General features: G+C 39.5%; 19 protein-coding genes, 3 tRNA genes and 3 pseudogenes. 3 read left to right on the forward strand and 22 right to left on the reverse strand.

Going from position 1 to position 23,151, the window contains the following annotated elements; all coding sequences use genetic code 11:
* Positions 1 to 105 precede the first annotated feature (105 nt).
* The 7 genes and pseudogenes from HMPREF2933_RS10465 to gyrA all read right to left on the reverse strand — a co-directional run bounded on the left by HMPREF2933_RS10465 (position 106) and on the right by gyrA (position 6,738).
* The gene (locus tag HMPREF2933_RS10465; RefSeq protein ID WP_024051637.1) at positions 106 to 591 is read right to left on the reverse strand and encodes an acyl-CoA dehydrogenase family protein; all 486 of its coding nucleotides are present in this window, start codon (positions 589 to 591) and stop codon (positions 106 to 108) included.
* A 72-nt stretch (positions 592 to 663) separates the two neighbouring features.
* Positions 664 to 864 (reverse strand): hypothetical protein, encoded by a 201-nt coding sequence (locus HMPREF2933_RS10470; RefSeq protein WP_024051638.1) that lies wholly within the window; start codon positions 862 to 864, stop codon positions 664 to 666.
* A 15-nt stretch (positions 865 to 879) separates the two neighbouring features.
* Positions 880 to 1,727 (reverse strand): annotated as a pseudogene (locus HMPREF2933_RS08985) (LysR family transcriptional regulator).
* 187 nt (positions 1,728 to 1,914) lie between these two features.
* A pseudogene (locus HMPREF2933_RS08990) lies at positions 1,915 to 2,567 on the reverse strand (3-oxoacid CoA-transferase subunit B).
* Position 2,568: 1 nt separating this feature from the next.
* Positions 2,569 to 3,291: a CoA transferase subunit A gene (locus HMPREF2933_RS08995; RefSeq protein WP_024051642.1), complete on the reverse strand. Its 723-nt coding sequence runs from the start codon at positions 3,289 to 3,291 to the stop codon at positions 2,569 to 2,571.
* Positions 3,292 to 3,526: 235 nt separating this feature from the next.
* A complete protein-coding gene (locus HMPREF2933_RS09000) occupies positions 3,527 to 4,270 on the reverse strand; it encodes a class A sortase (protein WP_024051643.1) in 744 nt (247 codons plus the stop codon).
* 20 nt (positions 4,271 to 4,290) lie between these two features.
* On the reverse strand, positions 4,291 to 6,738 hold the full coding sequence (gene gyrA / locus HMPREF2933_RS09005) for a DNA gyrase subunit A (RefSeq protein WP_024051644.1): 2,448 nt from the start codon (positions 6,736 to 6,738) through the stop codon (positions 4,291 to 4,293).
* A gap of 198 nt (positions 6,739 to 6,936) precedes the next feature.
* Here gyrA and HMPREF2933_RS09010 point away from each other — a divergent pair, with 198 nt between their 5' ends.
* On the forward strand, positions 6,937 to 7,920 hold the full coding sequence (locus tag HMPREF2933_RS09010; RefSeq protein ID WP_003024429.1) for an L-lactate dehydrogenase: 984 nt from the start codon (positions 6,937 to 6,939) through the stop codon (positions 7,918 to 7,920).
* Between the two features lie 221 nt (positions 7,921 to 8,141).
* Here the strand turns inward: HMPREF2933_RS09010 and HMPREF2933_RS09015 are convergent, their stop codons facing one another.
* From HMPREF2933_RS09015 to parE, 11 genes are all read right to left on the reverse strand, one after another.
* Positions 8,142 to 8,546, reverse strand: coding sequence for an NUDIX hydrolase (locus HMPREF2933_RS09015; RefSeq protein ID WP_024051645.1), 405 nt, complete (start codon positions 8,544 to 8,546; stop codon positions 8,142 to 8,144).
* Positions 8,547 to 8,612: 66 nt separating this feature from the next.
* Positions 8,613 to 8,684, reverse strand: a tRNA-Arg gene (locus HMPREF2933_RS09020).
* A gap of 82 nt (positions 8,685 to 8,766) precedes the next feature.
* A complete protein-coding gene (gene rpsA, locus HMPREF2933_RS09025) occupies positions 8,767 to 9,966 on the reverse strand; it encodes a 30S ribosomal protein S1 (RefSeq protein ID WP_024051646.1) in 1,200 nt (399 codons plus the stop codon).
* 162 nt (positions 9,967 to 10,128) lie between these two features.
* Positions 10,129 to 10,200 (reverse strand) — tRNA-Gln (locus tag HMPREF2933_RS09030).
* A gap of 40 nt (positions 10,201 to 10,240) precedes the next feature.
* Positions 10,241 to 10,321, reverse strand: a tRNA-Tyr gene (locus HMPREF2933_RS09035).
* Positions 10,322 to 10,373: 52 nt separating this feature from the next.
* Entirely contained in the window at positions 10,374 to 10,604 is a 231-nt protein-coding gene (locus tag HMPREF2933_RS09040) for a DUF2969 domain-containing protein (protein ID WP_024051647.1), read from the reverse strand.
* A 103-nt stretch (positions 10,605 to 10,707) separates the two neighbouring features.
* Entirely contained in the window at positions 10,708 to 11,745 is a 1,038-nt protein-coding gene (locus HMPREF2933_RS09045) for a branched-chain amino acid aminotransferase (protein ID WP_224784586.1), read from the reverse strand.
* A 122-nt stretch (positions 11,746 to 11,867) separates the two neighbouring features.
* A complete protein-coding gene (gene parC, locus HMPREF2933_RS09050) occupies positions 11,868 to 14,324 on the reverse strand; it encodes a DNA topoisomerase IV subunit A (RefSeq protein WP_042753937.1) in 2,457 nt (818 codons plus the stop codon).
* Between the two features lie 268 nt (positions 14,325 to 14,592).
* On the reverse strand, positions 14,593 to 15,129 hold the full coding sequence (locus tag HMPREF2933_RS09055) for a hypothetical protein (RefSeq protein ID WP_070241637.1): 537 nt from the start codon (positions 15,127 to 15,129) through the stop codon (positions 14,593 to 14,595).
* A complete protein-coding gene (locus HMPREF2933_RS10160; protein ID WP_024051651.1) occupies positions 15,113 to 15,271 on the reverse strand; it encodes a hypothetical protein in 159 nt (52 codons plus the stop codon). Before HMPREF2933_RS10160 ends, HMPREF2933_RS09055 begins: the two co-directional genes overlap by 17 nt.
* 11 nt (positions 15,272 to 15,282) lie before the next feature.
* Positions 15,283 to 17,232, reverse strand: coding sequence for a DNA topoisomerase IV subunit B (parE, locus tag HMPREF2933_RS09060; protein ID WP_024051652.1), 1,950 nt, complete (start codon positions 17,230 to 17,232; stop codon positions 15,283 to 15,285).
* Between the two features lie 182 nt (positions 17,233 to 17,414).
* Here parE and plsY point away from each other — a divergent pair, with 182 nt between their 5' ends.
* Positions 17,415 to 18,062: a glycerol-3-phosphate 1-O-acyltransferase PlsY gene (gene plsY / locus HMPREF2933_RS09065; protein WP_024051653.1), complete on the forward strand. Its 648-nt coding sequence runs from the start codon at positions 17,415 to 17,417 to the stop codon at positions 18,060 to 18,062.
* Positions 18,063 to 18,099: 37 nt separating this feature from the next.
* Here the strand turns inward: plsY and nt5e are convergent, their stop codons facing one another.
* The 4 genes from nt5e to HMPREF2933_RS09085 all read right to left on the reverse strand — a co-directional run bounded on the left by nt5e (position 18,100) and on the right by HMPREF2933_RS09085 (position 22,165).
* A complete protein-coding gene (gene nt5e / locus HMPREF2933_RS09070) occupies positions 18,100 to 20,253 on the reverse strand; it encodes a cell surface ecto-5'-nucleotidase Nt5e (RefSeq protein WP_024051654.1) in 2,154 nt (717 codons plus the stop codon).
* Between the two features lie 159 nt (positions 20,254 to 20,412).
* On the reverse strand, positions 20,413 to 21,048 hold the full coding sequence (locus HMPREF2933_RS09075) for a tetratricopeptide repeat protein (protein ID WP_070241638.1): 636 nt from the start codon (positions 21,046 to 21,048) through the stop codon (positions 20,413 to 20,415).
* Between the two features lie 47 nt (positions 21,049 to 21,095).
* Complete coding sequence (locus HMPREF2933_RS09080) at positions 21,096 to 21,563, reverse strand: deoxycytidylate deaminase (RefSeq protein WP_003024408.1); 468 nt, start codon at positions 21,561 to 21,563, stop codon at positions 21,096 to 21,098.
* Positions 21,564 to 21,580: 17 nt separating this feature from the next.
* Positions 21,581 to 22,165, reverse strand: coding sequence for a TetR/AcrR family transcriptional regulator (locus HMPREF2933_RS09085; RefSeq protein WP_070241639.1), 585 nt, complete (start codon positions 22,163 to 22,165; stop codon positions 21,581 to 21,583).
* Between the two features lie 133 nt (positions 22,166 to 22,298).
* Between HMPREF2933_RS09085 and HMPREF2933_RS09090 the strand changes: the two are divergent.
* Positions 22,299 to 23,142: pseudogene (locus HMPREF2933_RS09090) on the forward strand (DegV family protein).
* Positions 23,143 to 23,151 lie beyond the last annotated feature (9 nt).

A 23,151-nucleotide genomic window follows, 5' to 3' on the forward strand; every position in this document is an offset into this window, starting at 1 on the left:
TCATCTACCCACTACAGTTGACAAAGAGCCAATTTATTTTGATGAATTTCCACATCAATTAAACGCTTTCCAAATCCTCTCTTCACCTTTGCAAATTCAATACCTTTATTGAAAGCCCCCCTCAGCAACACCTAATGCAATAGCACTTAAGCCAAGTTGCATATTTTTAATGATGTTAGCAAATTGGACATCCCCAGCTAATTCGTCTCCCAATAAGGCGTTTTCCGGGAGCAAGACATTTTTCAGCGTGACTGAACTCAAAGGAAGACCTATCAAGCCCGATTTTTCAATCTGTTCACCAATTAGCACATCCGAATCTTTTGGATCAACAATAAAGAGTCCGTACTTCTCCACCTTACCTTGTTCTTTTACTTTTGCCAAAACCAGTAGTATATCTGCAACGCTGCTATTGGAAATCATCGCCTTTTTCCCTGAGAGACACCATCCCTGCTCAGTCTTTGTCGCATACGTTTCAAGATCTTCTAGCCCCTTTAGATGTTTATACTCGCAAAATCCTAATCCTCCTATATACTGACCTTTTAGTAACTTTTCAAGATATAATTCCTTTTGCTCTGCTGTCCCAAAATTCAAAATAGAATAAATTCCATAGCAACCTTGTGTTAATAAAACAGCTGAAAGAGCAGCAAATTCATTAGCAATTTTTCAGATAAATGTGATGAAATCAGAACTTAACGTGTGATTCTCTTCAGATAAAATGGGCAAAAATATATCCATTTCGTTCGTCAATTCATCCCACATTTCCTTTGGAAAATAAGTTGATTCATCATGTGATTTTATATAGTTTTTAATTGCTGTATTCGTATATGAATCAATCATAGCTGCTGTAGTGCTAATTTTTGACATCAATTTGCTCCTTTATTAGGTATCAAGGCTCGAAATAGGATGATAGTAACCTTTCAAAAGTTCTTCATAAACGTATGCTTCAACTTCATTATAATTTGCTTTATACGGTCTGCAGAACCAGATATTAGAGGTAAAATAGTAATCATATCATTCTTATACGTAGACTCTGTTAAAAAATCCCATGCTGATGATAAATATGTAAAATTTGTCTCTATCTTCTTATTTTTTAATTTTTCAGCTACTAATTCATAAGTGGTAAATGACTTATTAAATGTTGCTAAATCGTAAGCGGCGATGTCTTTCCATTCAAGAAGTTCTTTATCTGCTAAAGGATGATTTTTATCCATATAAGCTGCATATTCATCGGCTTGTATAATATATTGCTCGTACTTTTTAGCACCTAAATTAGTCGGCTCAATCAATAAAACAAAATTTAAATCACCTTCAAGAAATTTTTGACGTAAATCCTTGCTTCCTCCCTCCACAACTTGAATATTAATGTTCAAATTATCCTTTAAAAATTTAGGGAGAGCACTTGCAAAATAAACACGCAAAATCAGAGAAGGAATGCCTAAGTTAATGGTTCCTTTTTGTTTTTGCGCTTCCATATGAATCATAGATTGCATTTCTTCATGACGATTGACAATTTCCGTAACAAAACGATAAATTTTCCCACCAGCTTCTGTCAGACTTTCTAATCTTCCATTTCTACGATTAAAAAGCTGCAGTCCTTCAGTCGCTTCAAAATTTGTGACAAATTGACTCAAAGCAGATTGACTAATATGAATTTTTTTAGCAGCAATCGAAAGATTACATCCACATTCGACGATATTGATAAAGTAAGTCATTTGAATAATATCCATGTTCATCGTCTCCTATCTTTCAATATTTGTAATATAATTGTCAGGAATAAAATAGCAACTGATCTTTTTAATATAGATGATCAGTTGCTAATAGGTTGATTAAAAACTTATCATCGATAAAGTTCGTTATAAGCATATACTAACACACTTTATGGCAAACAGTAGCTATATTTGCTTGATAATTTAACTAGATAGACATTGTTTTTAAGTCATCTGATACGATTACTTCGCCCTCTGTCTTTTCAAGAACTTCTTCCAAAGAGACACCGGGAGCTAATTCTTTCAAAAGGAATTTCCCGTCTTGAAAACCAAATACTGCTAATTCTGTAATGACCAAATCCAAAACTCCTTTAGCTGATAAGGGCAGTGTGCATTCTTTCAGCATTTTTGATTTGCCGTCAACGGTAGTATATTGAATAGCCGCGATAACCCTTTTGACACCAACTAGAAGATCCATAGCTCCCCCCATTCCTGGAGCAAACTTATCGGGGATAATCCAGTTTGCAATACTACCATCTTGGCTAACTTCTAACGCTCCTAAAACTGTAGCATCAACGTGGCCTCCACGAATAATGGCAAACGACGTTTGAAGGTCAAATAAAGATGCTCCCGTAAAAGAGTAGTGGGGGCTCCACCAGAGTTCGCCAGATTCGCATTGTAGTTTTCTTTTGTTGGTGTCTCACCAAAACGAAGAGCATCATTTTCTGCTTGAAGGATAACATTCACGCCTTCAGGAATATAATCAGCAGAGGCATTCGGAATACCAAATCCAAGGTTGATGACATCTCCATCTTTAAATTCAAGAGCTACACGTCTTGCTATAATTTCTTTTGATTTCATATTAATTTACCCCTGCCAATTTTTTAGTCTCTATCCAGAGGTCGCTCATCATTTTATGATGTTCTTTAGAAGTCAAGCTTTTAACAACATAGTCTACAAGAATTCCGGGAATATATACATCGTTAGGATCAATTTCTCCAACTTCAACAATTTCATTGGCTTCAACAATCACTGTATCAGCTGCAAGAGCCAGCTGCAATGAAATATTTTTAGTTGTCCCATCAATGTATAAATTGCCATATTTATCTGACTTGGTAGCTTTAATCAAAGCAACATCGATTTTCAAAGGATCATAAACCAGATATTCTCTGCCGTTGCGAGCTACTTTTTCATAATCTTTTTCCAAAATAGTCCCAACTCCAGTCGGAGTCAAGACAGCTCCCAAACCAGCACCCGCAGCGTGAAGTCGTTCTACCACAGTTCCCATTGGTGTGAACTCAACTTCCATATCACCACTAAAATATTCATGTTGTACGGCAGCAGAAGTTCCCACATGAGCAGCGATGTATTTTTTTACTTGGTGATTTTCACACAAGCGACCAACGCTAAGCTCTTTACCCGGTTGTGAGGTAACAACAGATACTATTGTTAAGTTCTGTTGATTTTGTCGAACCAATTCTTCAATGAGTTCAAATGGTTCACCTACCCCAAGAAAGCCTGAGATGCCAACCATATAACCAGATTTAATCTTAGAAACTGCTTCTGGTAATGTTACAATGTGCATACCACTACCTCCACCTACTATTTGCGATTTAATCACGACTTCTGCACTTTGACAAAAATATTGTCATAAACCATTTTGATTTCATTCGACAAAAAAACAAAAGTGGGATAGGGCTGAAAACTAAAAATTTTTAGCCCGTTCTCTCACTCTTGCAAAACTTGCTCAAGTATCGCGTGACTATTTATTTCCATCATAAAAACGAGGCTGGGATATTATCGTCCCAACCTCGTTTTTATTATAGTTGCATTTGGTTATACGTTTTACTAAATGCATTTAGAATTTCTTTTGGTGCGTCTTTATAAGAAGTTTCTTCTTCCAGCGTTCCTTTAACAATCGTTCGTGACGTAGCTGCAGCATCTTCACAAGTCACCAAAGTCACTTCATTGACACCTTCGCGGTCATTAATCACATCTACTCTATCAGGTGCTACATTCTCAACTGAAGTAATGGAGTAAGTATAAATTTTTTCCTTATCTGTCAGATAAATTTTCATTCCGGCTTTAGCACGATCTAAAGGAGAAAAGAGCATATTGCTTGCACCTGTAATCCCAAATACATGGTGACTAGCCAATGCGTAATTCCCTTTCCCCATTTGCTGCGTTTCTTTCATCGTACCTGCGCCATAATAAAGCCCCACATTATCCAAGCCTTTAAAAATCGGCAAATTCATTGAAAGTTCAGGAATAGCAATTCCACCAACAACTGGTAATTGCTGTGCTTTCCATTGCGCGTTAATCACATCTTCGGTAGACAGCGATTTAACTTTATCGAAATTAAAGCTAGTTTTGGCTTTTTTATTTTGAGTGATTTTATCTTTTGAAACTTTGCTCACTTGATACCGATTGGTATGCCAAACCATTATCATATTCCGAATAGAAGAGTTGAAAATAAGTGCAAGTGCAACAATGATTAACAATGTCGCAATAATGTTAATCAGAATATTTTTTCTTTTATTATGTTTTTTTCTTGTTGATGACATAACATTTCCTTTTATTTAGTTTATTCTTCATCCACTTCTTTTTCATTCTCTGCTGCAACGCTTGTAAAAGTAACAATCTGCGCTCCCTTATCTAGTCGCATTACTTTAACACCCAAAGTTGCACGTCCTGTTTGAGAAATATTAGCAACATTTGTCCGAATAATAACCCCTGTATTTGTGATAATCATCAAATCTTCATCACCATTCACAGCCATCAAACCTGCTAATGGACCATTTTTCTCAGTAATATTAGCTGTTTTCATCCCTTTTCCGCCACGTCCTTTCGTAGCGTATTCACTAGCTAAAGTACGCTTGCCATATCCTTTTTTAGTGATGACTAACACTTCTTGATCATTCAAAATGACACTTGCTCCTACAACATGGTCACCCGCACGCAAATTCACTCCACGCACACCGGTCGCAGCCCGTCCCATATTTCGGACTTGGTTTTCATTAAAACGTACAGCATAACCCATTTTTGTTCCAATAATGATATCTGCTTGACCATTTGTCAAAAAGACATTGATGAGTTCATCCTCATCTTTTAAATTCAGAGCTTTCAGACCATTTTGACGAATATTAGCAAACTCTGTTACGCTTGTCCGTTTCACAACACCATGACGCGTTGTAAAGAAAAGGTAGGAATTATCATCATGCTCGGCTTGAACGTTGATAATCGTTTGGATTGTTTCGCCTTCGTCCAATTTCAATAAATTAACAATCGGCAAACCTTTCGCTGTACGACCGTATTCAGGAATTTCATAACCTTTCAAACGATAAACACGACCTTTATTGGTAAAGAAGAGTAAGCGATCATGTGTGCTGGTAGAAACTAATTCACGGACAAAATCGTCATCCTTTACACCTGTTCCTTGAATACCACGCCCACCACGTTTTTGCGCAGTAAATTCATCTTGGTTCAACCGTTTAATGTAACCCTTATTGGAAAGTGTAATCAAAACATCTGCTTCCTCGATGAGATCTTCATCTTCCAGAGCCAGTACTTCACCAACCATTAGTTCTGTACGACGTTCGTCAGAAAACTTACGTTTAATCTCTTCTAATTCTTCCTTGATAATCGCAACAACTCGTTCTGGTTTTGCCAATATATCTGCTAGATCTGCTATCAATTTCATCAAGTCGTCATATTCAGATTGAATCTTATTCCGTTCTAATCCCGTTAAACGGCGAAGACGCATATCCAGAATCGCCTGACTTTGACGTTCGGATAATTCATAGCGTGCCATCAACTCTGCTTGCGCTTCTGCATCTGTCTCACTGTTTCGGATGATGCGAATCACTTCATCAATGTGATCAAGTGCAATCAGCAAACCAGCTAAAATATGTGCACGAGCTTCCGCCTTTTCCTTATCAAAAACAGTCCGACGTGTCACCACTTCTTTTTGGTGTTCAATATAAGCAAGCAAAATCTCGCGTAAAGACAGAATCTTTGGCACTCCATTTTGAATTGCTAGCATATTGAAACTGAAATTCGCCTGCATTTGCGTGAGTTTAAACAAATTATTCAAAATAACATGCGCACTTGCATCACGTTTCACTTCAATGATAAAGCGAACCCCTTCACGGTTAGACTCGTCACGAACTGCCGTAATCCCGTCAATACGCTTTTCTTGGACTAACCGCACAATATGTTCATGAACTTTTGTTTTATTGACCATATACGGAAATTCGGTAACAACAATCCGTTCGCGACCAGATTTAGTTTCTTCGATTTCTGTCCGAGCACGTAAAACAATGGACCCCTTCCCAGTTTCATAAGCGCGATGAATGCCTGATTTTCCCATAACCAAAGCGCCTGTCGGGAAATCTGGACCAGGCAACACTTCCATAAGGTCACGTGTGGTCACATCTGGATTATCCATGACTAATTTCACAGCATCAATGGTCTCACCAAGATTGTGAGGAGGAATGTTTGTTGCCATTCCCACAGCAATACCTGTCGCCCCATTGACCAGCAAATTAGGAAAACGTGACGGTAAAACTAATGGTTCACGCTCACTGCTATCATAGTTATCTGCAAAATCAACTGTATTTTTGTTAATATCGCGCAACATTTCAAGTGATATTTTGCTCATCCGAGCTTCTGTATACCGTTGTGCCGCGGGACCGTCTCCGTCCATAGAACCAAAGTTTCCGTGACCATCTACTAACATGTGACGGTAAGACCACCATTGCGCCATCCGCACCATTGCTTCATAGATAGAAGAGTCTCCATGTGGGTGGTATTTACCCATGACATCACCCGTGATACGAGCAGATTTCTTATGTGGTTTGTCAGGAGTTACCCCCAACTCATTCATTCCATACAATATTCTACGGTGAACAGGCTTTAAGCCATCACGAACATCAGGAAGCGCTCGAGCAACAATGACACTCATGGCGTAGTCAATGAAACTCGTCTTCATTTCACTCGTTAAATTCACATTTACTAAATTATTATCCTGCATTAAAAAATGCCTCTCTTCATTTATATGACCATATCATTATAACATAAATTGGGATTTTTTTCAGTAAACATCCCTTATTATAAAAACGTTTACATAAGATGATATGTATTATATTCGTGACAAAATGTTACAAAAGTGATAGAATAGATGTGTAAAGGGAAAACGTTCCCCAATAAAATAAAGGAGATGTTTAGCAAAATGACTCTTACTAAACAACATAAAAAAGTCATCCTTGTTGGTGACGGTGCTGTAGGTTCTTCTTACGCATTTGCTCTTGTCAACCAAGGAATCGCCCAAGAACTTGGTATTGTTGATATTTTCAAAGAAAAAACAGAAGGGGATGCTGAAGACCTTAGCCATGCCTTGGCTTTCACTTCACCTAAGAAAATTTATTCAGCAGAATATGCTGATGCGCACGATGCAGATCTTGTCGTTTTGACTGCTGGTGCACCACAAAAACCGGGTGAAACTCGTCTTCAATTGGTTGAAAAAAACCTTCGTATCAACAAAGATGTTGTTACTAAAATTGTTGCTTCAGGATTCAACGGTATCTTCCTTGTAGCTGCTAACCCAGTTGACATTTTGACTTATTCAACTTGGAAATTCTCTGGATTCCCTAAAGAACGTGTCATTGGTTCAGGTACTTCTCTTGACTCAGCACGTTTCCGTCAAGCACTTGCTGAAAAATTAGATGTAGATGCTCGTTCTGTCCATGCTTACATCATGGGAGAACATGGTGATTCAGAATTCGCTGTTTGGTCACATGCCAACGTTGCAGGTGTCAACCTTGAAAATTATCTCCAAGACGTAGAAAACTTTAATGCAGCTGAATTAGTTGACTTGTTTGAAGGTGTTCGTGATGCTGCATACTCAATCATCAATAAAAAAGGTGCAACTTTCTATGGTATCGCAGTTGCCTTAGCTCGTATCACAAAAGCTATCCTTGATGACGAAAATTCAGTTCTTCCACTTTCAGTATTCCAAGAAGGTCAATATCCTGGCGTTACAGATTGCTACATTGGTCAACCAGCTATTGTCGGCGCACATGGTATCGTACGTCCAGTAAATATCCCGTTGAATGATGCTGAAAAACAAAAAATGCAAGCTTCTGCTAAACAATTAAAAGACATCATCAATGATGCCTTCTCCAAAGAAGAATTTGCTTCAGCAGCTAAAAACTAAAGAATTTCCTTTCTTGAGAGTGGGGCTGTAAAAGTTGATTTATCAACGTATTAGAGTCCACTCAGCCACTGCGTCTTATAATTCTAACTATATAAACAAAGGAAGCTGGAGACTTTTGTCTCAGCTCCTTTTTCATATCTAAAACGGATACGATAAAGTCATGATGCCGTGCAAATCAACTTTATCGTATCCATTTATTTTATATAATCTCACTTTATCAATTATTTCAATATATCTTTTAAATAAGGAACAGTCTTCTCACCCTTCATATCTGACAGCACCCGAATCCAGCGAAACGCTGTATGCTCTTCTGGATCAAGTTTAATCTCTCTATATTCCAGCAAATTTGCCTTATACACTAGACGCGTAAAAACGACGCCCTTTGTATCATCATAACAGCTATCCTCATGAAGAATCGAACTTAATTGTACCTTTTGGTTAACTTCTTCCATCGCTTCACGTACAGCTCCTTCTCGTGGCAATTCGTCTTCTTCCACACTCCCTCCAGGAATGTCCCAATATTCGGGATACATATTTGGCTCACCACGTTTTATTTTACTTCGTTTGATGAGCAAGTATTTTCCATTTTTTTCAATTAGAGCATGTGCAATCAATTTCACAGGCATTGGTAATCTCCCTTATAAAAATAAAAAATCTTGCATATAACAAGATTTATAAGCAGATAACAATCATCCACCCTGAGGGAATCGAACCCCCATCTCAAGAACCGGAATCTTACGTGATATCCATTACACTAAGGGTGGCAACTATTATAGTATACACAAAAAATGAAAAAATAACAAGTAAAAAAAGACTGAAATGATAAATTCCAATCCTTTTATTTGATTATAATTCAATATCACCAAATAAGTCAGCCATTGAAAATCCAGTTTGAGTTTCTGGAAGTTCAAAGTCACGTTTTTCTTGACGTTTTTGACGACGAGGACGTGATTGACGTTTTTCTTTTTGGTCATCTTCTTGTGCTGGACGTTCTTCAAGAGCCTTGATAGAAAGTGATACACGTTCTGCATCAGCATTTACATCAAGAACTTTCACGGTTACTTCCTGACCGACTTTAAGCACATCTTTGGGATTTTCAACACGTTTATGTGAAATTTGTGAAATATGGACAAGTCCGTCAATACCTGGTAATACTTCTACAAAAGCACCGAAATCTGTTAAACGTTTAACTGTACCTTCGATAACATCACCGGAAGCAAGTTTTTGCTCGACACCGTCCCATGGTCCAGGAGTTGTAGCTTTAAGAGAAAGCGATACACGACCTTCTTCTTCATTCAAATCAAGAACTTTTACTTCGATTTCATCGCCAACTGATACAACAGATTTTGGTGAAACATTGCGCTCATGTGACAATTCAGTTAAATGAACAAGTCCATCAACACCACCAAGATCAATAAAAGCGCCAAAGCTTGTGATACGTGCAACTTTACCAGTCACGATGTCACCAACAGCTAATTTGCTAAATACTTCAGCACGTGCTGCTGCAGCTTTTTCTTCTACTACTTCACGGCGTGAAAGAATGAAACGATTTTCTTTTGGATCCACTTCTTTAATTTTTGCTTCAAATTCTTGGCCAACAAAACGTTCAGTGTTACGAACGAAACGAGTATCTAGCATTGAAGCAGGGATAAATCCACGAAGCCCTTCAAATTCTACTGAAAGACCGCCTTTAACAGCACGAGTACCTTTTACAGTAACAACTTCTTCTTCACGTCCAACCAACTTGTCCCATGCCTTGCGAGCTTCTAAACGTTTTTTAGATACAAGGTAAGTAACTGTATCAGTATCTTTACCAACTACTTGACGAAGAACAAGCAATTCAAGTGTTTCACCTGGTTTTACAAGATCGTTAATGTCAGCTTCACGATCATTTGTCAATTCACGAAGGGTCAATACACCTTCTACACCAGTTCCAGCGATTGCAACATTAGCTTGGTTCGCATCAACAGTCAATACTTCAGCAGTAACGACATCGCCTGGCTCAACTTGGCTAACACTATTTAGCAAATCTTCAAATTCATTCATCTAAAAAAATCCTCCAACAATCAAGCATTTCTCGCTTGACATACTTATAATATTTTTCCTAAGCACCGCAATGACATTGAACTATCTTTAACGTTTCTCACCCTATAAAGAAATAAAATGCCCTAAGATATTTTACCATTTATCTGATATATTACCTAAGAACTGGGGTAGCTGGATTCGAACCAACGCATGAGGGAGTCAAAGTCCCTTGCCTTACCGCTTGGCTATACCCCAAAAAGAACGTGGTCATACCATTAAAAACTAAGTACGCTCATGGAGAGGGAGGGATTCGAACCCCCGAACCCGAAGGAGCGGATTTACAGTCCGCCGCGTTTAGCCTCTTCGCTACCTCTCCTGTATAATCAACAGTATTTATTATACCATTGATGAAGAGAAAACACAAGCATTTATTTCCCCAAATTATAGGTTTCAATCAATTTTTCCACGGCATTTTCAATTTTTTTATAAAAACTATCAACATTTTCATTTTTTATAATAGCAAATTGCCCGTCTAACTCAGCAATTTGACCAATGACTTTTTTACCAATAGATAAAACATAACCTTCGTACTGGTCAGTTCCTATTTTAACTTTGCTATCTGCCAATTGGATTTCAATCTTTTTATCTTTTTTACTCATCATATACCTCTTTCAAGTTTCTATTTTACAAAAAAATAGAAAAACTAGCAAGTGCTACGTGAAAATAAAAGCTACCTCAATCGAGAGATAGCTTCAAAAATTTTTAAACTTTTACAATCCAACCTTCTGGTGCTTCAACATCGCCAAATTGAATACCGGTTAATTCATTATAGAGTTTTCGAGTGACAGGTCCAACTTCTGTTTCGCTATAAAAGACATGGAAATCGTCACCGTGCTGAATACCACCAATTGGAGAGATGACCGCTGCTGTACCGCAAGCCCCTGCTTCAGCAAAACGATCCAAATCATCAATTGGCACACCTCCTTCGATAGCTTTCAAGCCCAAACGATGTTCTGCTAGGTATAGAAGAGAATATTTTGTGATAGAAGGAAGGATAGATGGGCTGTACGGCGTTACAAATTCGTTGTCTTTGGTAATTCCAAAGAAGTTTGCAGATCCCACTTCTTCAATCTTCGTGTGAGTAGCTGGGTCTAGATAAATAACATCAGAGAATTTCCTTTCATGCGCCATTTGTCCTGGAAGCAAGCTTGCTGCGTAGTTACCGCCGACTTTAGCAGCACCTGTTCCATAAGGAGCAGCACGGTCATACTTGTCAGAAACGATAAAGTTTGTTGGAATCAAGCCCCCTTTAAAGTAATTTCCAACAGGCATGGCAAACACGGTGAAAATGTATTCATCTGCTGGTTTAACACCGATGATGTCACCAACACCTAACAATAGCGGACGAATATAAAGGGTTCCTCCCGTTCCGTACGGCGGAACGTATTCTTCATTTGCACGAACCACTTGCTTTACAGCATCAACAAACATATCAGTCGGAACTTGCGGCATCAAGAGACGGTCTGAGGTGCGTTGCAGACGTTTTGCATTTTGATCTGGACGAAATAGCTGTACACTACCGTCTTTCGTGCGATAGGCTTTCATTCCCTCAAAGGCTTGTTGCCCATAATGAAGGCAAGGAGAAGATTCGGACATATGCAAAGTAGCATCTTCGGTCAATTCTCCTTTTTCCCACTGACCATTTTTATAATAAGCAAGATAGCGATAAGGCAATTTCATATAGGAAAAACCAAGATTTTCCCAATCAAGATTTACTGGCATAACATTCTCCTTTTTAATTTTATGATTTTTATTTTACACTATTTTTAGATATTTTCAATAGTTTTTTTGCAAAATTCTGAAATTTTTTTAATTTCAGTTTATACCTGAACAAAAAATCAGCCGCTTGGACTGATTTTCACTTATTTAATATTCGCAGAGAACACTTCTTCATCAGAAATAGTATCAGAGATAAAGCTACCGTTGCTGGTTCTTTCAGACAAACCGAGGTCAGCAAGATTCACTTGGTAAGTCGTTCCTTTGTTAGAAACAATAGAAAGAATCTGCTCTTCTTCTGCCGTTGGATGATCTGAACTAAAGAGGTCTAGTTCTGCAGGTTGCTCTCCAAAGACAGGACCTGCTTGGAAAATACGATGTGGCTTGGACTTCAGCTCGCGCAACACTTGCAAGCCACGATTTGCTCGACTGGTCACAGGAATATCTGCAACTGCCATTCGCTTGAGTGCTCCGCGCTGGGTCAAGATATAAAATGAATCAGTATTGGCAATAAAAGCTGCTGCTAAGACATCATCTTTTTTGAGATTGATAGCTTTGACACCTGCTGCCTTAGCGCCCACAACTGGTACTTCTTCGATATTGAACCGCAAGGCATAGCCGTTCTGGGTCACTAGCATAACATCGTCTAGCTTGATTGGAGAAAGTGTGATAATTTGGTCGTCTTCATTTTTTAATTTAGCAAATTTAACAGACTTGGACTTATAGGTGCGCCAAGGACTGAATTCTTTTCGCTCTACGCGCTTGATTTGCCCTAGTTTTGTTACCGCAAAATAAGTGCCTTCGTCAAAATTATCTACTAACTCAGTGTAGATGACTTCTTCATTCGTCTCAAAATTGGTAATGGTCTGGCTGAGGTGTTCCCCGATTTCTTTCCAGCGAATGTCTGCCAATTCATGTACCGGTCGATAGATGACATTTCCAAGATTGGTAAAAATCAAAAGGTGCTGAGTGGTTTTCGCCGAGCTGACAAAAATCAGACGGTCGTCCTCGCGCTTGCCGACCTCGTCAACCGTTGATGAATTGAAAGAACGTGGACTGGTGCGTTTGAGGTAGCCCCCACGAGTGACGCTGACATAGGTTTCTTCTTCCACAATCAGACTAGCCGTATCAATCTCAATGGCGTTAGCCGTATCTTGCAATTCACTAAGACGAGGATTACCAAATTTCTTTTTGACCTCGCGAAGTTCACGCTTCATGAGATTGTACATGGTCCGCTCATCACCGATAATGGCTGAGAGCATGGCAATTTTCTCGCGCAATTCCGCCTGCTCTTCCTCCAGAATCACCACGTCTGTATTGGTCAAACGATAAAGTTGGAGAGTGACGATAGCCTCTGCCTGCTCCTCGGTGAAATCATAGCTGACTTTGAGATTTTCCTTGGCGTCAGCTTTATTTTCCGACGCACGAATGAGCGCAATCACTTCATCCAAGATAGAAATCACTCGAATCAAGCCTTCTACGATATGCAGGCGTTTTTCTGCTTTTGCCTTGTCAAATCGACTACGCGCCAGAATAATCTCTTTTCGGTGGGCGATGTAACTAGTCAGAATCGGCACAATCCCTACCAAACGCGGTGTAAAATGATCAATCGCCACCATGTTAAAATTGTAATTGACCTGCAAATCCGTATATTTAAAGAGATAATTCAAAATCAGCTCGGTATTGGCATCCTTTTTCAGCTCAATGGCAATACGAAGCCCGTCACGGTCAGACTCATCCCGTACTTCCGCAATACCAGCTACCTTATTATTGACCCGAACGTCATCAATCTTCTTGACCAGAACAGCCTTGTTAATCTCGTAAGGAATCTCAGTGACAACAATCTGCTCTTTGCCGCCTTTGAGCTTTTCAATCTCCGTCCGAGAACGCACGACAACGCGACCCTTTCCAGTCTCATAGGCTTTCTTAATCTCATCTCGCCCTTGCACAATGGCCCCCGTTGGGAAGTCAGGCCCCGGCAGAAACTCCATGAGTTTGTCAACCTTGGCTTTGGGGTGATCAATCATATACACCACCGCATCTATGACTTCTGCCAGATTGTGAGGCGGAATGTCCGTCGCATACCCAGCAGAAATCCCCGTCGCCCCATTCACCAAAAGATTGGGAAAGGCAGCAGGCAATACGGTCGGTTCTTTCTCCGTATCGTCAAAGTTCCAAGCAAAGGGCACGGTGTCCTTTTCGATGTCTTGGAGCAAGTAGCCCGCAATCTCAGACAGGCGAGCTTCGGTGTACCGCATAGCGGCTGGCGGATCGCCGTCCATAGAACCGTTATTTCCGTGCATCTCCACTAAAATCTCACGGTTCTTCCAGTCCTGAGACATACGTACCATGGCGTCGTAAATGGAGCTATCACCGTGCGGGTGGAAATTCCCCATGATATTTCCGACAGACTTTGCTGACTTGCGGTAGCCCTTGTCAAAGGTATTGCCGTCCTTGTTCATCGAATAAAGAATCCGACGCTGCACAGGCTTGAGCCCGTCACGAATGTCGGGCAAAGCCCGCTCTTGAATGATGTATTTGGAGTAGCGTCCAAAACGCTCTCCCATGATGTCCTCCAAGGACATGTTTTGAATGTTACTCATAAAATACAAAGGGACGTTTCGGCTTGCCGAAAATTTCTGTAGAAAAATAGGGAATCGATGCAGGGTTCGATGAACTCCAATCGATTTATCTTTTTTCTAAGTCTTAGTCCCGTGTTCAGTTGCTATACAACCAAACTATCCTTTCTGTAATTTTCTTTTTTAATGCTCCCTGATGTAAGAAGCATCTCTTATGAATGAGCAACGCCATTATAATGTTGCTCAATGGAAGTAAATTTTTCGTCAAACGTAAAATCTTGTTCTTTTTTCTTCACCGGATAATAATTTTTATACCCATCAGAAAAAAATTTTGAAGATTCGTTTTATAATTTCCGATAGGAAAACCTTCTTGCAATATTCTTTTTATTATATCTACTTCCGTCTCGGCATTAAAATCACTATTGAGGGAAAGACTTTTTGTTTTTTCTTGTTCTAGTTGTCGAGTAGTCTTGTTATTTTCTGTAACTCTCTGAGTAAGGCTGTCAATTTTTTCTGACAAGTGATCAATTCTATCCCTAGTTTGCCCATGCATTTCGTTATGTACTGCAATATCAGCTTGCGTAAGATTGGAAGTATCCTTTACTGTATCAGATAAGTATTTGTCCAATTCATCCATCAATTCAAATAACAGAGAACTATTAAAATCTTGGTTACTATTCTCTGTTTTGAGGTGATTTTTAAACCCTTCATAACTGTCATACTTACTATTCAATAAATAGCGAATCTTCACAAGTTCTTCAAAAACTTGATTTTCTTTCCAAAATTTGGCTATACCATCATAACTCGGATTCTCACCATGTCTCTTCAATATATAATTCTTTAAAATATTCTACTGCGGTTTGAATTTTCCGATATTCAAGTTTTTCGTCTATTCCCAATCCCGCTAAAAACTTATCTAAATCCAACCCAGCAGTTCCAACTAAAGCAGAAATAAATTTTTGTATATCCATATATTCTTCTCCTAAAACACCATCTCTCCACTCTCCTCCAACGTAAACTTGACATTATCTTCAATCCATTTACGGCGAGGTGGGACTTTGTCACCCATGAGGACATTGACGCGGCGCTCGGCACGGGCCAAGTCGTCAATGGTGACGCGAATGAGGGTGCGGTTTTCAGGATTCATGGTGGTTTCCCAGAGCTGGTCGGCGTTCATTTCCCCAAGCCCTTTGTAGCGCTGCAACGTGGCACCTTTGCCAAATTTCTTGCGCAGGTCTTCTAGCTCACCGTCCGTCCAAGCATACTCGACAACCTCGTTCTTGCCTTTGCCTTTGGACATTTTATAAAGAGGAGGCAGAGCGATATAGACATGCCCCGCTTCTACGAGTGGGCGCATATAGCGGTAAAAGAAGGTCAGCAAGAGCGTCTGGATATGGGCGCCGTCCGTATCGGCATCGGTCATGATGATAATCTTGTCATAGTTGGCATCTTCGAGGGAGAAGTCCGAACCAACACCCGCACCAATGGTGTAAATCATGGTGTTGATTTCTTCATTTTTAAGAATATCTGCCATTTTAGCCTTGGCAGTATTGATGACTTTACCACGTAGGGGCAGAATCGCCTGAAACTTGCGGTCGCGTCCTTGCTTAGCAGAGCCACCTGCCGAATCGCCTTCGACTAGATAGAGTTCGTTTTTAGCTGGGTTTTTGGATTGAGCTGGCGTTAGCTTTCCAGATAAAAGCCCCTTGTCTTTTTTGTTTTTCTTGCCACTTCGGCTTTCATCTCTCGCCTTGCGGGCTGCCTCGCGCGCATCTCTCGCCTTAATCGCCTTGCGGATGAGATTAGATGCCAATTCCCCATTTTCCAAGAGGAAGAAAGTCAACTTGTCTGACACAATCGAATCCACCGCAGGACGAGCAAGCGGACTGCCCAGCTTGTCCTTGGTCTGTCCTTCAAACTGCAAATGCTCTTCTGGAACTAAGATAGAAAGAACAGCCGCTAAGCCCTCACGGTAGTCAGAACCTTCCAGATTTTTATCCTTTTCTTTCAGCAATCCAGTCTTTCTTGCATAGTCATTCATGACCTTGGTAATAGCTGATTTAAGCCCCGTCTCGTGCGTTCCGCCGTCCTTGGTGCGGACGTTATTTACAAACGATAGGATATTGTCTGAGTAACCGTCATTGTACTGGAGAGCCACTTCCACTTGAAAACCACCCTCTTCTCCTTCAAAATAAAGAACTGGTGTCAAAGTTTCCTTGTCCTCGTTCAAGTAGCTGACAAAGTCCTGCACCCCATTTTCATAATGAAAATCAACAGACTCGCCCGTTCGCTCATCTGTCAGAGAAAGGTGAACGTTTTTCAAGAGAAAGGCTGATTCATTGAGCCGCTCCGAAATGGTATTGTATTTGAAATCTGTCGTTGAGAAAATCGTATCGTCTGGCATAAAGGTCACTTTTGTGCCCGTTTTTGATTTAGGAGCTTTGCTAATCTTTTCCAGACTGGTAACAGGTTTGCCACCCTGCTCAAATCGTTGCCGATAAACCGTTCCGCCACGTGTGATTTCAACTTCCAGCCAACTAGACAGTGCATTGACCACAGAAGAACCCACACCGTGCAGCCCCCCAGAGGTCTTGTAACCCCCCTGACCGAATTTACCCCCAGCGTGGAGCACTGTAAAGATGACTTCCACTGTCGGGATTCCCATAGCGTGCATACCGACCGGCATTCCCCGACCGTGGTCTGCTACAGTCAAACTCCCGTCTTTGTTAATCGTCACGTCAATCTTATCGCCAAAGCCAGACAGAGCCTCGTCAACTGCATTGTCAACAATTTCCCAGACCAAATGGTGAAGCCCAGTTGCATCGGTTGAGCCGATATACATACCAGGACGTTTACGAACCGCGTCCAATCCTTCTAATACTTGAATGGCATCATCATTGTAATTGTTAATATTGATTTCCTTTTTTGCCACAAGGAACCTCCTGAATCATTCATCCTTTCTATCTTACAAGTTTTTAGTGAATTTTGCAAAGATTTTTAGAAAATAGTGTATTCTTTCTGCTTCTCACCGCTATTTTTTCAGCCTAGACAAATTTTATAAAATATTTCTGGTCGTTCAACTATCAAAATCAAAATTCATGGTATAATAAAAACATGATAAAGATAGTTTTTACATTGATAGTAGCTTATTTGATTGGTTCAATCCCTGCCGGGCTTTGGATTGGACAAGTATTTTACAAGAAAAATCTCCGCGAATACGGCAGCGGAAATACAGGGACGACCAATACCTTTCGTGTCCTTGGAAAAAAAGCAGGCATCATCACCTTTATTTTTGACTTTTTTAAAGGGACATTTGCGACACTATTGCCATTTTTCCTTCATATCAACGGTATTTCTCCTCTCGTTTTTGGACTTTTAGCCGTTCTTGGGCATACCTTCCCCATTTTTGCTGAATTTAAAGGCGGTAAAGCCGTGGCAACCAGTGCAGGTGCCATTCTGGGCTTCTCACCGACTTTCTTCACTTATTTAGCTGTCATCTTTTTCAGCTGCTTGTATCTGACTAGTATGATTTCCTTTTCAAGTGTGACAGCTGCTGCCTCCGCTATTCTGGGAGTCTTAATTTTCCCACTATTTGGCTTTCTTTTGCCACGTTATGATGTACTCTTTACCGTGATTGTGCTCGCACTAGCGCTTATCATTATCGTTCGACACAAAGATAATATCCAGCGAATTCGGATGAAACAAGAAAACCTCATTCCCTTCGGATTGAATATCACAAAACAACAACCTAAACAGAAATAAAAGAAGCTAGGATAAAAAATCTTAGCTTCCTTTTATTCTATTCTTTGTGAGCTTTTTTAAATCTGGATAATCCTAAAAGTCCAACAACAAAGCCAAATAAACTGATAAAGGTAGTATCTGTTGTACCTGTTTCTGGCAAGCTCTTTTGACTTGAAGGCATAAATTGTTTATGTACATTGACTGGAATCGTTGCCGTTCTTTGAGCTGTATTTGTTTGAACTGCTGGCACAAGTTCTTTTTCTCCAGTTTCATTTGGCTTCACTTGGTTAGCAGCTTGATCCAGAAGTTTCTTGTATTGTGCAGTTGAGATTGAGATAGTTCGTGAATTAGGATTGACAACCGCATAAGCTGTTAAGTCTGTTTTTGCTAAATAGTCCGCAAAAGCCACATCCATTGAAGGACCTTCTTCGCGAGCCCCGCCCAACATACTATAACCATCACCACCTGCAGCCAAGAAATCGTTGGTTGTAAGATAGTAAGTTTTTGCGAGATTTAATTTTTCGTATTTTCCTGTTTCAGGATTTTTGATTTCAATGCCAAGAATACGCTTATCGGCTGGCAAGGTAGTGTCATAATAAACTTTTGCTCCAGAAACTTGTAGGAAACCGCCGCTTGGTTCAAGTAACGGTTGCCCATTTTCATCTAGGACTGGTTTGCCGTCTTTTTCTTGTACAATAGAACCTAAAGACTTAGCAAACATGTCTGCGATGTTTTGCCCAGTTACTTTTATTTGAGTAATGGTATTACCAAATGGTAGAACAGCAATGATATCTCCTTTGGTGATTGGTTTTCCTTTCGCAATTGTTTCACGAAGTCCGCCGCCGTTAGTTACAGCAAGGTCTGTCTTATGACTGAATCCTGTTTGCCCGTACTCATAGAGCGCATCTGCTACGACATTTCCAAGATTGGTTTCCCGCACACGCACATTTTCCCGATTGCCATTTAACTCAACTGGGCTATTAGCAACGACCACTTTTGCGTTTTCTTGGTCATATTTCTCTTTGATTTTGTTTACTAATTGCTGAATAGCTGGATCTGGAGTAATTCCTTTCACTGAATCAGCTGAGATTTGTTGAGGATTTCCTAGAAGTTGACCAGATTTGTATGTTACTTTTCCGATATTATGCAAGTAACTACCTGTTTGATTATAAGTAACATTGTCTCCATAGGTTACTGATTCTACAGTATGTGAATGCCCGTCAATCACCGTCACACGTTTTCCTTTTAGCAAAGGATTTTTTGATAATGCTTCTGCCAAGGTAGAACCGCGCCATTCAACTGGTGTCGTCGTATCTACACCCAAATGCGCCAAAACGACATAATGTTTGTAAGTTTTACCTTCCGCTTTCGCACGAGATTCCACTTCTTCAATGACTTTATTGACTTCTGAAATTGGATCTGTAAACGTAACCCCTTGAACATTGCGTGGGTGTGTTTTTGTTGCAGTTTCTGGCGTTGTCACCCCAATAACCACAAATTCATCTCCCACAACATTCTTGTCTTTATCAACAATCGTAGAAGCTTGGAAAAGACGTGCTCCATTGACATAAGTGTTGGCACTAAGAAGAGGGAATTTCAAAATTTCTTTGTATTTTTTCACCTCATCCAAACCAAAGTCAAATTCATGATTTCCGACCGCCATTGCGTCATAGCCAATCTTATTTAAAATATTCGCGCGCTCTTCTCCTTTTGAGCTATTGGAAATCGGAAGCCCTTGAAAAGCATCGCCTGCATCCACAACAAGTGTTGTTTGATTAGTCTTTGCACGTTCTTGCTCAATGACTGCTGCTAATTTAGCATCGCCAATGACTCCTTTTTCTTCCACAATACGACCGTGTACATCATTTGTATGAAGAATAACCGTATCTTTTTCAGATTGAGTTGTAGGTGCAGCAACCGCTTGAGCGGCTGGAGTTATAGAATCTGCTGGAGTTACAGAAGTTTCAACTTGTTTGTTCTCACTCTTTTCTGTTACTTTCTCCGTGGAAGCTTCAGTAGCAGGCGAAACTGCTGAATCTCCTTGAGCGATCGTAGGGGCAACCGACTGATTTTCTTTAGGAACTTCTACTTGCTCTACAGGTGCTGTTGAAGCAGTTGGATCTACAGCATCAGCAGAAACCTGATGTGCTAAAATTGCTGGAGCAATTAGCAATGCTGACAAAATGGGGATAATGAATTTTTTCTTTTTCATAATCAATCCTCTTTTATTCTTTTTTGATTCTATTATACAAGATTTTTTGGTAAAATAAAACTTTATTAAGCAAACTTTATCTTATCGTTCGCTAAAATTGTTCTAAAAAGAAAAATATTCTAACTTTTACATTAGAATATCTTATTTCACAAACATTATTTATAAACTTCTATCTTGTGAGTTTATCTGTGTCATTAAGTCCTTCAGTCCTGCTGCTCCAACGGTATCACCTGCTTTTTCAAAACACGCCAATGCTTTTTGAGAATCAGATTTAGCCATTTTTATATCTCCCTTAGCTAATCTTACCTCAGCCAAGGCGCGATAAGCACAAGCATGGTTGACTAAATCATCTGTCTGCAACGCTAAATTTAATGTTTCTTGCAAAGGTTCTTCTGCAAGGTGAATATTTCCAAGTTTGAATTTTAAATACCCCTGTTCGTACAAATTGACCGATGTCTTTAGGACATCATCAGGGAAATTCTCTGTAATAATTGCAGCTTCTGCCATTATCAAGTCATAAGCCTTTTGAAAATGCTCTTCTTCTCGTTCGACCATCGCTAATTGATGTAAGCCTACATGCTGTTCTTCCAGATTCTTTTCAGACACAGCTTGAGCATAATAGTCTTTTAAAAACTGACGAGCCAACTGAAAATCATTTTCTTCCAAAGCAATATAAGCTTTTAAATTCAGTGTACTATAACTATCTTGGTCTATTTGATAAACGAATTGCTTGGCAAGCTGATATTGCCCGTCAAACAATGCTTGCCAGGCTTTTTGAAGTTGTTCTTCTGTCATAATTTCTTTCCTTTTATTCATAGAAAACAAAAGTCACACTTTAAAAGTTATATCAAATCAGTCTCCGAGATTGCTTCTTTTACTTTTTCAATTGGCAAATGTACTAGCTCAACTTTCTTTTCGCTATATAAATAGCGCGCATAATCATCCATACGGTATTGATTGATATAAACCACTCGCTTGCAACCAACTTGTAAGAGCTGCTTTGTACAATTGAGACAAGGGAAATGTGTGACATAAACAGTAAATCCTTTTGGGATTCCACGCTCTGCACCTTGCAAAATTGCATTTACTTCTGCATGCAAAGTCCTCACACAATGCCCGTCAACTATCAGGCATTCATGATCGATGCAGTGCTCCGTTCCTGAAACAGATCCATTATATCCTGTTGATATAACTTTATTATCCTTTACAATAACTGCACCAACACTTGCTCGCTTGCAGGTTGAGCGATTTGCAATCAAGAGCGCTTGTGCTGCAAAATATTCGTCCCAAGCCAATCTTTTTGTCGCCATATTGTCACCTTCTTTTCTTACTTATCACTCAGTTTATCATTTTTTCGATGTGGAAAAAGCGGAAGTCCGAGCGATGCAATCTTCTCTGCTGGAATCCTCATACCGTCTTTTATCCATTTAATCAAAACAGAAACCACTGCCGAACTCCAAAAAGAATTCATGTACGTTGAAGCCTCTTTTCTGGAATAATTTTGTTGCTCTAACATATCAAACACAGCACTTGTCAACAGTTTTTCTAAATTATAATCCACTGCTAAGCTAAGGATTTGTGCTTCTTTTTTGACTTCTTTAAACAAGAACAGCCACACTTGATAAAGCTCGGTTCTCATATTGAATTGTTCCAATTTATCGGTAATCTTTTGTACTATTCGTTGGAAAATCTCTTGTAAAATTTCTTCTTTTGAATCATAATTTCGATAAAAAGCTGCTCGCGAGACACCCGCTCTCTCTACTAATTCAGAAATGGTAATTTTGGTCAACTCTTTCTTTTCTAACAATTGCAATAGCGAGATTTCTAAGGATTCTTTTGTAATTCGGTTAGATTCCCGATTTGATATTTTTAGATTTTCTAAAGATTTTTTCGATATTTTACGTTCCGACATAACATTTTCTTTCTACATGTAACAACCGACTGTAAAGGCTTTCTAAAGCGATGTTTCCATGATATAATTGTAAAAAAAGGCAAACCTTTTGTCAATGTCTAATTAAGGGATCATCCCACTAAAGGAGAATTGAATGACTTGGAAAATTGTAGCTGATTCAGGCTGTGATTATAGAACTATCGAAAACCTTGCTGTTGACACCTTATTTGAAAGTGTTCCTCTGACCATTCAAGTGGGCAATGAAATCTTTATAGATAATGCTCAGCTCAATATTGATAATATGATGGAAAAAATGTATACTACTTCTTCGGCTTCAAAGTCTGCTTGCCCTAGTCCAGATGACTATATGAAAGCTTTTGATGGAGCTTCAAATATTTTTGTGGTCACCATTACAAACCCTATCAGGAAGCTATAATAGCGCACAAGTGGCTAAAAGACTCTATCTTGAAGACCATCCTGACGTGAATATCCACATTATTGATACTCTTTCTGCTGGCGGTGAAAATGATTTGATTATCAAAAAGCTTAATCTTCTTATCGGTCAAGGTTTAAGTTATGAAGAAGTCATAAAAGAAATTACAACCTATCAAACCAAGACAAAATTGCTTTTCGTTCTTGCAAAAGTTGACAATTTAGTCAAAAACGGACGGCTGAGCAAATTACTTGGAGCCGTTGTAGGATTACTGAATATTCGTATGGTCGGCGAAGCCAGTCAAGACGGCAAGTTGGAGTTGCTTCAAAAGGCGCGTGGTGCTAAAAAATCACTAGTCGCAGCTTTTGATGAACTCATCAAAGAAGGCTATGCCGGTGGACAAATCATTATTGCTCATCGAAATAATCCCAAGTTTTGCCAGCAATTTTTCGAAATGGTTCGTAAAAGATTCCCACAAGCTGTTATTGAAGTCATCCCGACTTCTGGACTTTGTAGCTTTTATGCTGAAGAAAATGGTCTCCTCATGGGCTATGAAATTCAATAATATAACGAA

Origin of the sequence: Streptococcus sp. HMSC066F10 (assembly GCF_001813805.1) — a bacterium.
Lineage (GTDB): Bacteria > Bacillota > Bacilli > Lactobacillales > Streptococcaceae > Streptococcus > Streptococcus vaginalis.

Coding starts and splice junctions, on each gene's coding strand:
- HMPREF2933_RS10470 (WP_024051638.1), bottom strand. CDS start 864: ATGTCAAAAATTAGCACTACAGCAGCTATGATTGATTCATATACGAAT.
- HMPREF2933_RS08995 (WP_024051642.1), bottom strand. CDS start 3,291: ATGCACATTGTAACATTACCAGAAGCAGTTTCTAAGATTAAATCTGGT.
- HMPREF2933_RS09000 (WP_024051643.1), bottom strand. CDS start 4,270: ATGTCATCAACAAGAAAAAAACATAATAAAAGAAAAAATATTCTGATT.
- gyrA (WP_024051644.1), bottom strand. CDS start 6,738: ATGCAGGATAATAATTTAGTAAATGTGAATTTAACGAGTGAAATGAAG.
- HMPREF2933_RS09010 (WP_003024429.1), top strand. CDS start 6,937: ATGACTCTTACTAAACAACATAAAAAAGTCATCCTTGTTGGTGACGGT.
- HMPREF2933_RS09015 (WP_024051645.1), bottom strand. CDS start 8,546: ATGCCTGTGAAATTGATTGCACATGCTCTAATTGAAAAAAATGGAAAA.
- rpsA (WP_024051646.1), bottom strand. CDS start 9,966: ATGAATGAATTTGAAGATTTGCTAAATAGTGTTAGCCAAGTTGAGCCA.
- HMPREF2933_RS09040 (WP_024051647.1), bottom strand. CDS start 10,604: ATGAGTAAAAAAGATAAAAAGATTGAAATCCAATTGGCAGATAGCAAA.
- parC (WP_042753937.1), bottom strand. CDS start 14,324: ATGAGTAACATTCAAAACATGTCCTTGGAGGACATCATGGGAGAGCGT.
- HMPREF2933_RS10160 (WP_024051651.1), bottom strand. CDS start 15,271: ATGGATATACAAAAATTTATTTCTGCTTTAGTTGGAACTGCTGGGTTG.
- plsY (WP_024051653.1), top strand. CDS start 17,415: ATGATAAAGATAGTTTTTACATTGATAGTAGCTTATTTGATTGGTTCA.
- nt5e (WP_024051654.1), bottom strand. CDS start 20,253: ATGAAAAAGAAAAAATTCATTATCCCCATTTTGTCAGCATTGCTAATT.
- HMPREF2933_RS09075 (WP_070241638.1), bottom strand. CDS start 21,048: ATGACAGAAGAACAACTTCAAAAAGCCTGGCAAGCATTGTTTGACGGG.
- HMPREF2933_RS09080 (WP_003024408.1), bottom strand. CDS start 21,563: ATGGCGACAAAAAGATTGGCTTGGGACGAATATTTTGCAGCACAAGCG.
- HMPREF2933_RS09085 (WP_070241639.1), bottom strand. CDS start 22,165: ATGTCGGAACGTAAAATATCGAAAAAATCTTTAGAAAATCTAAAAATA.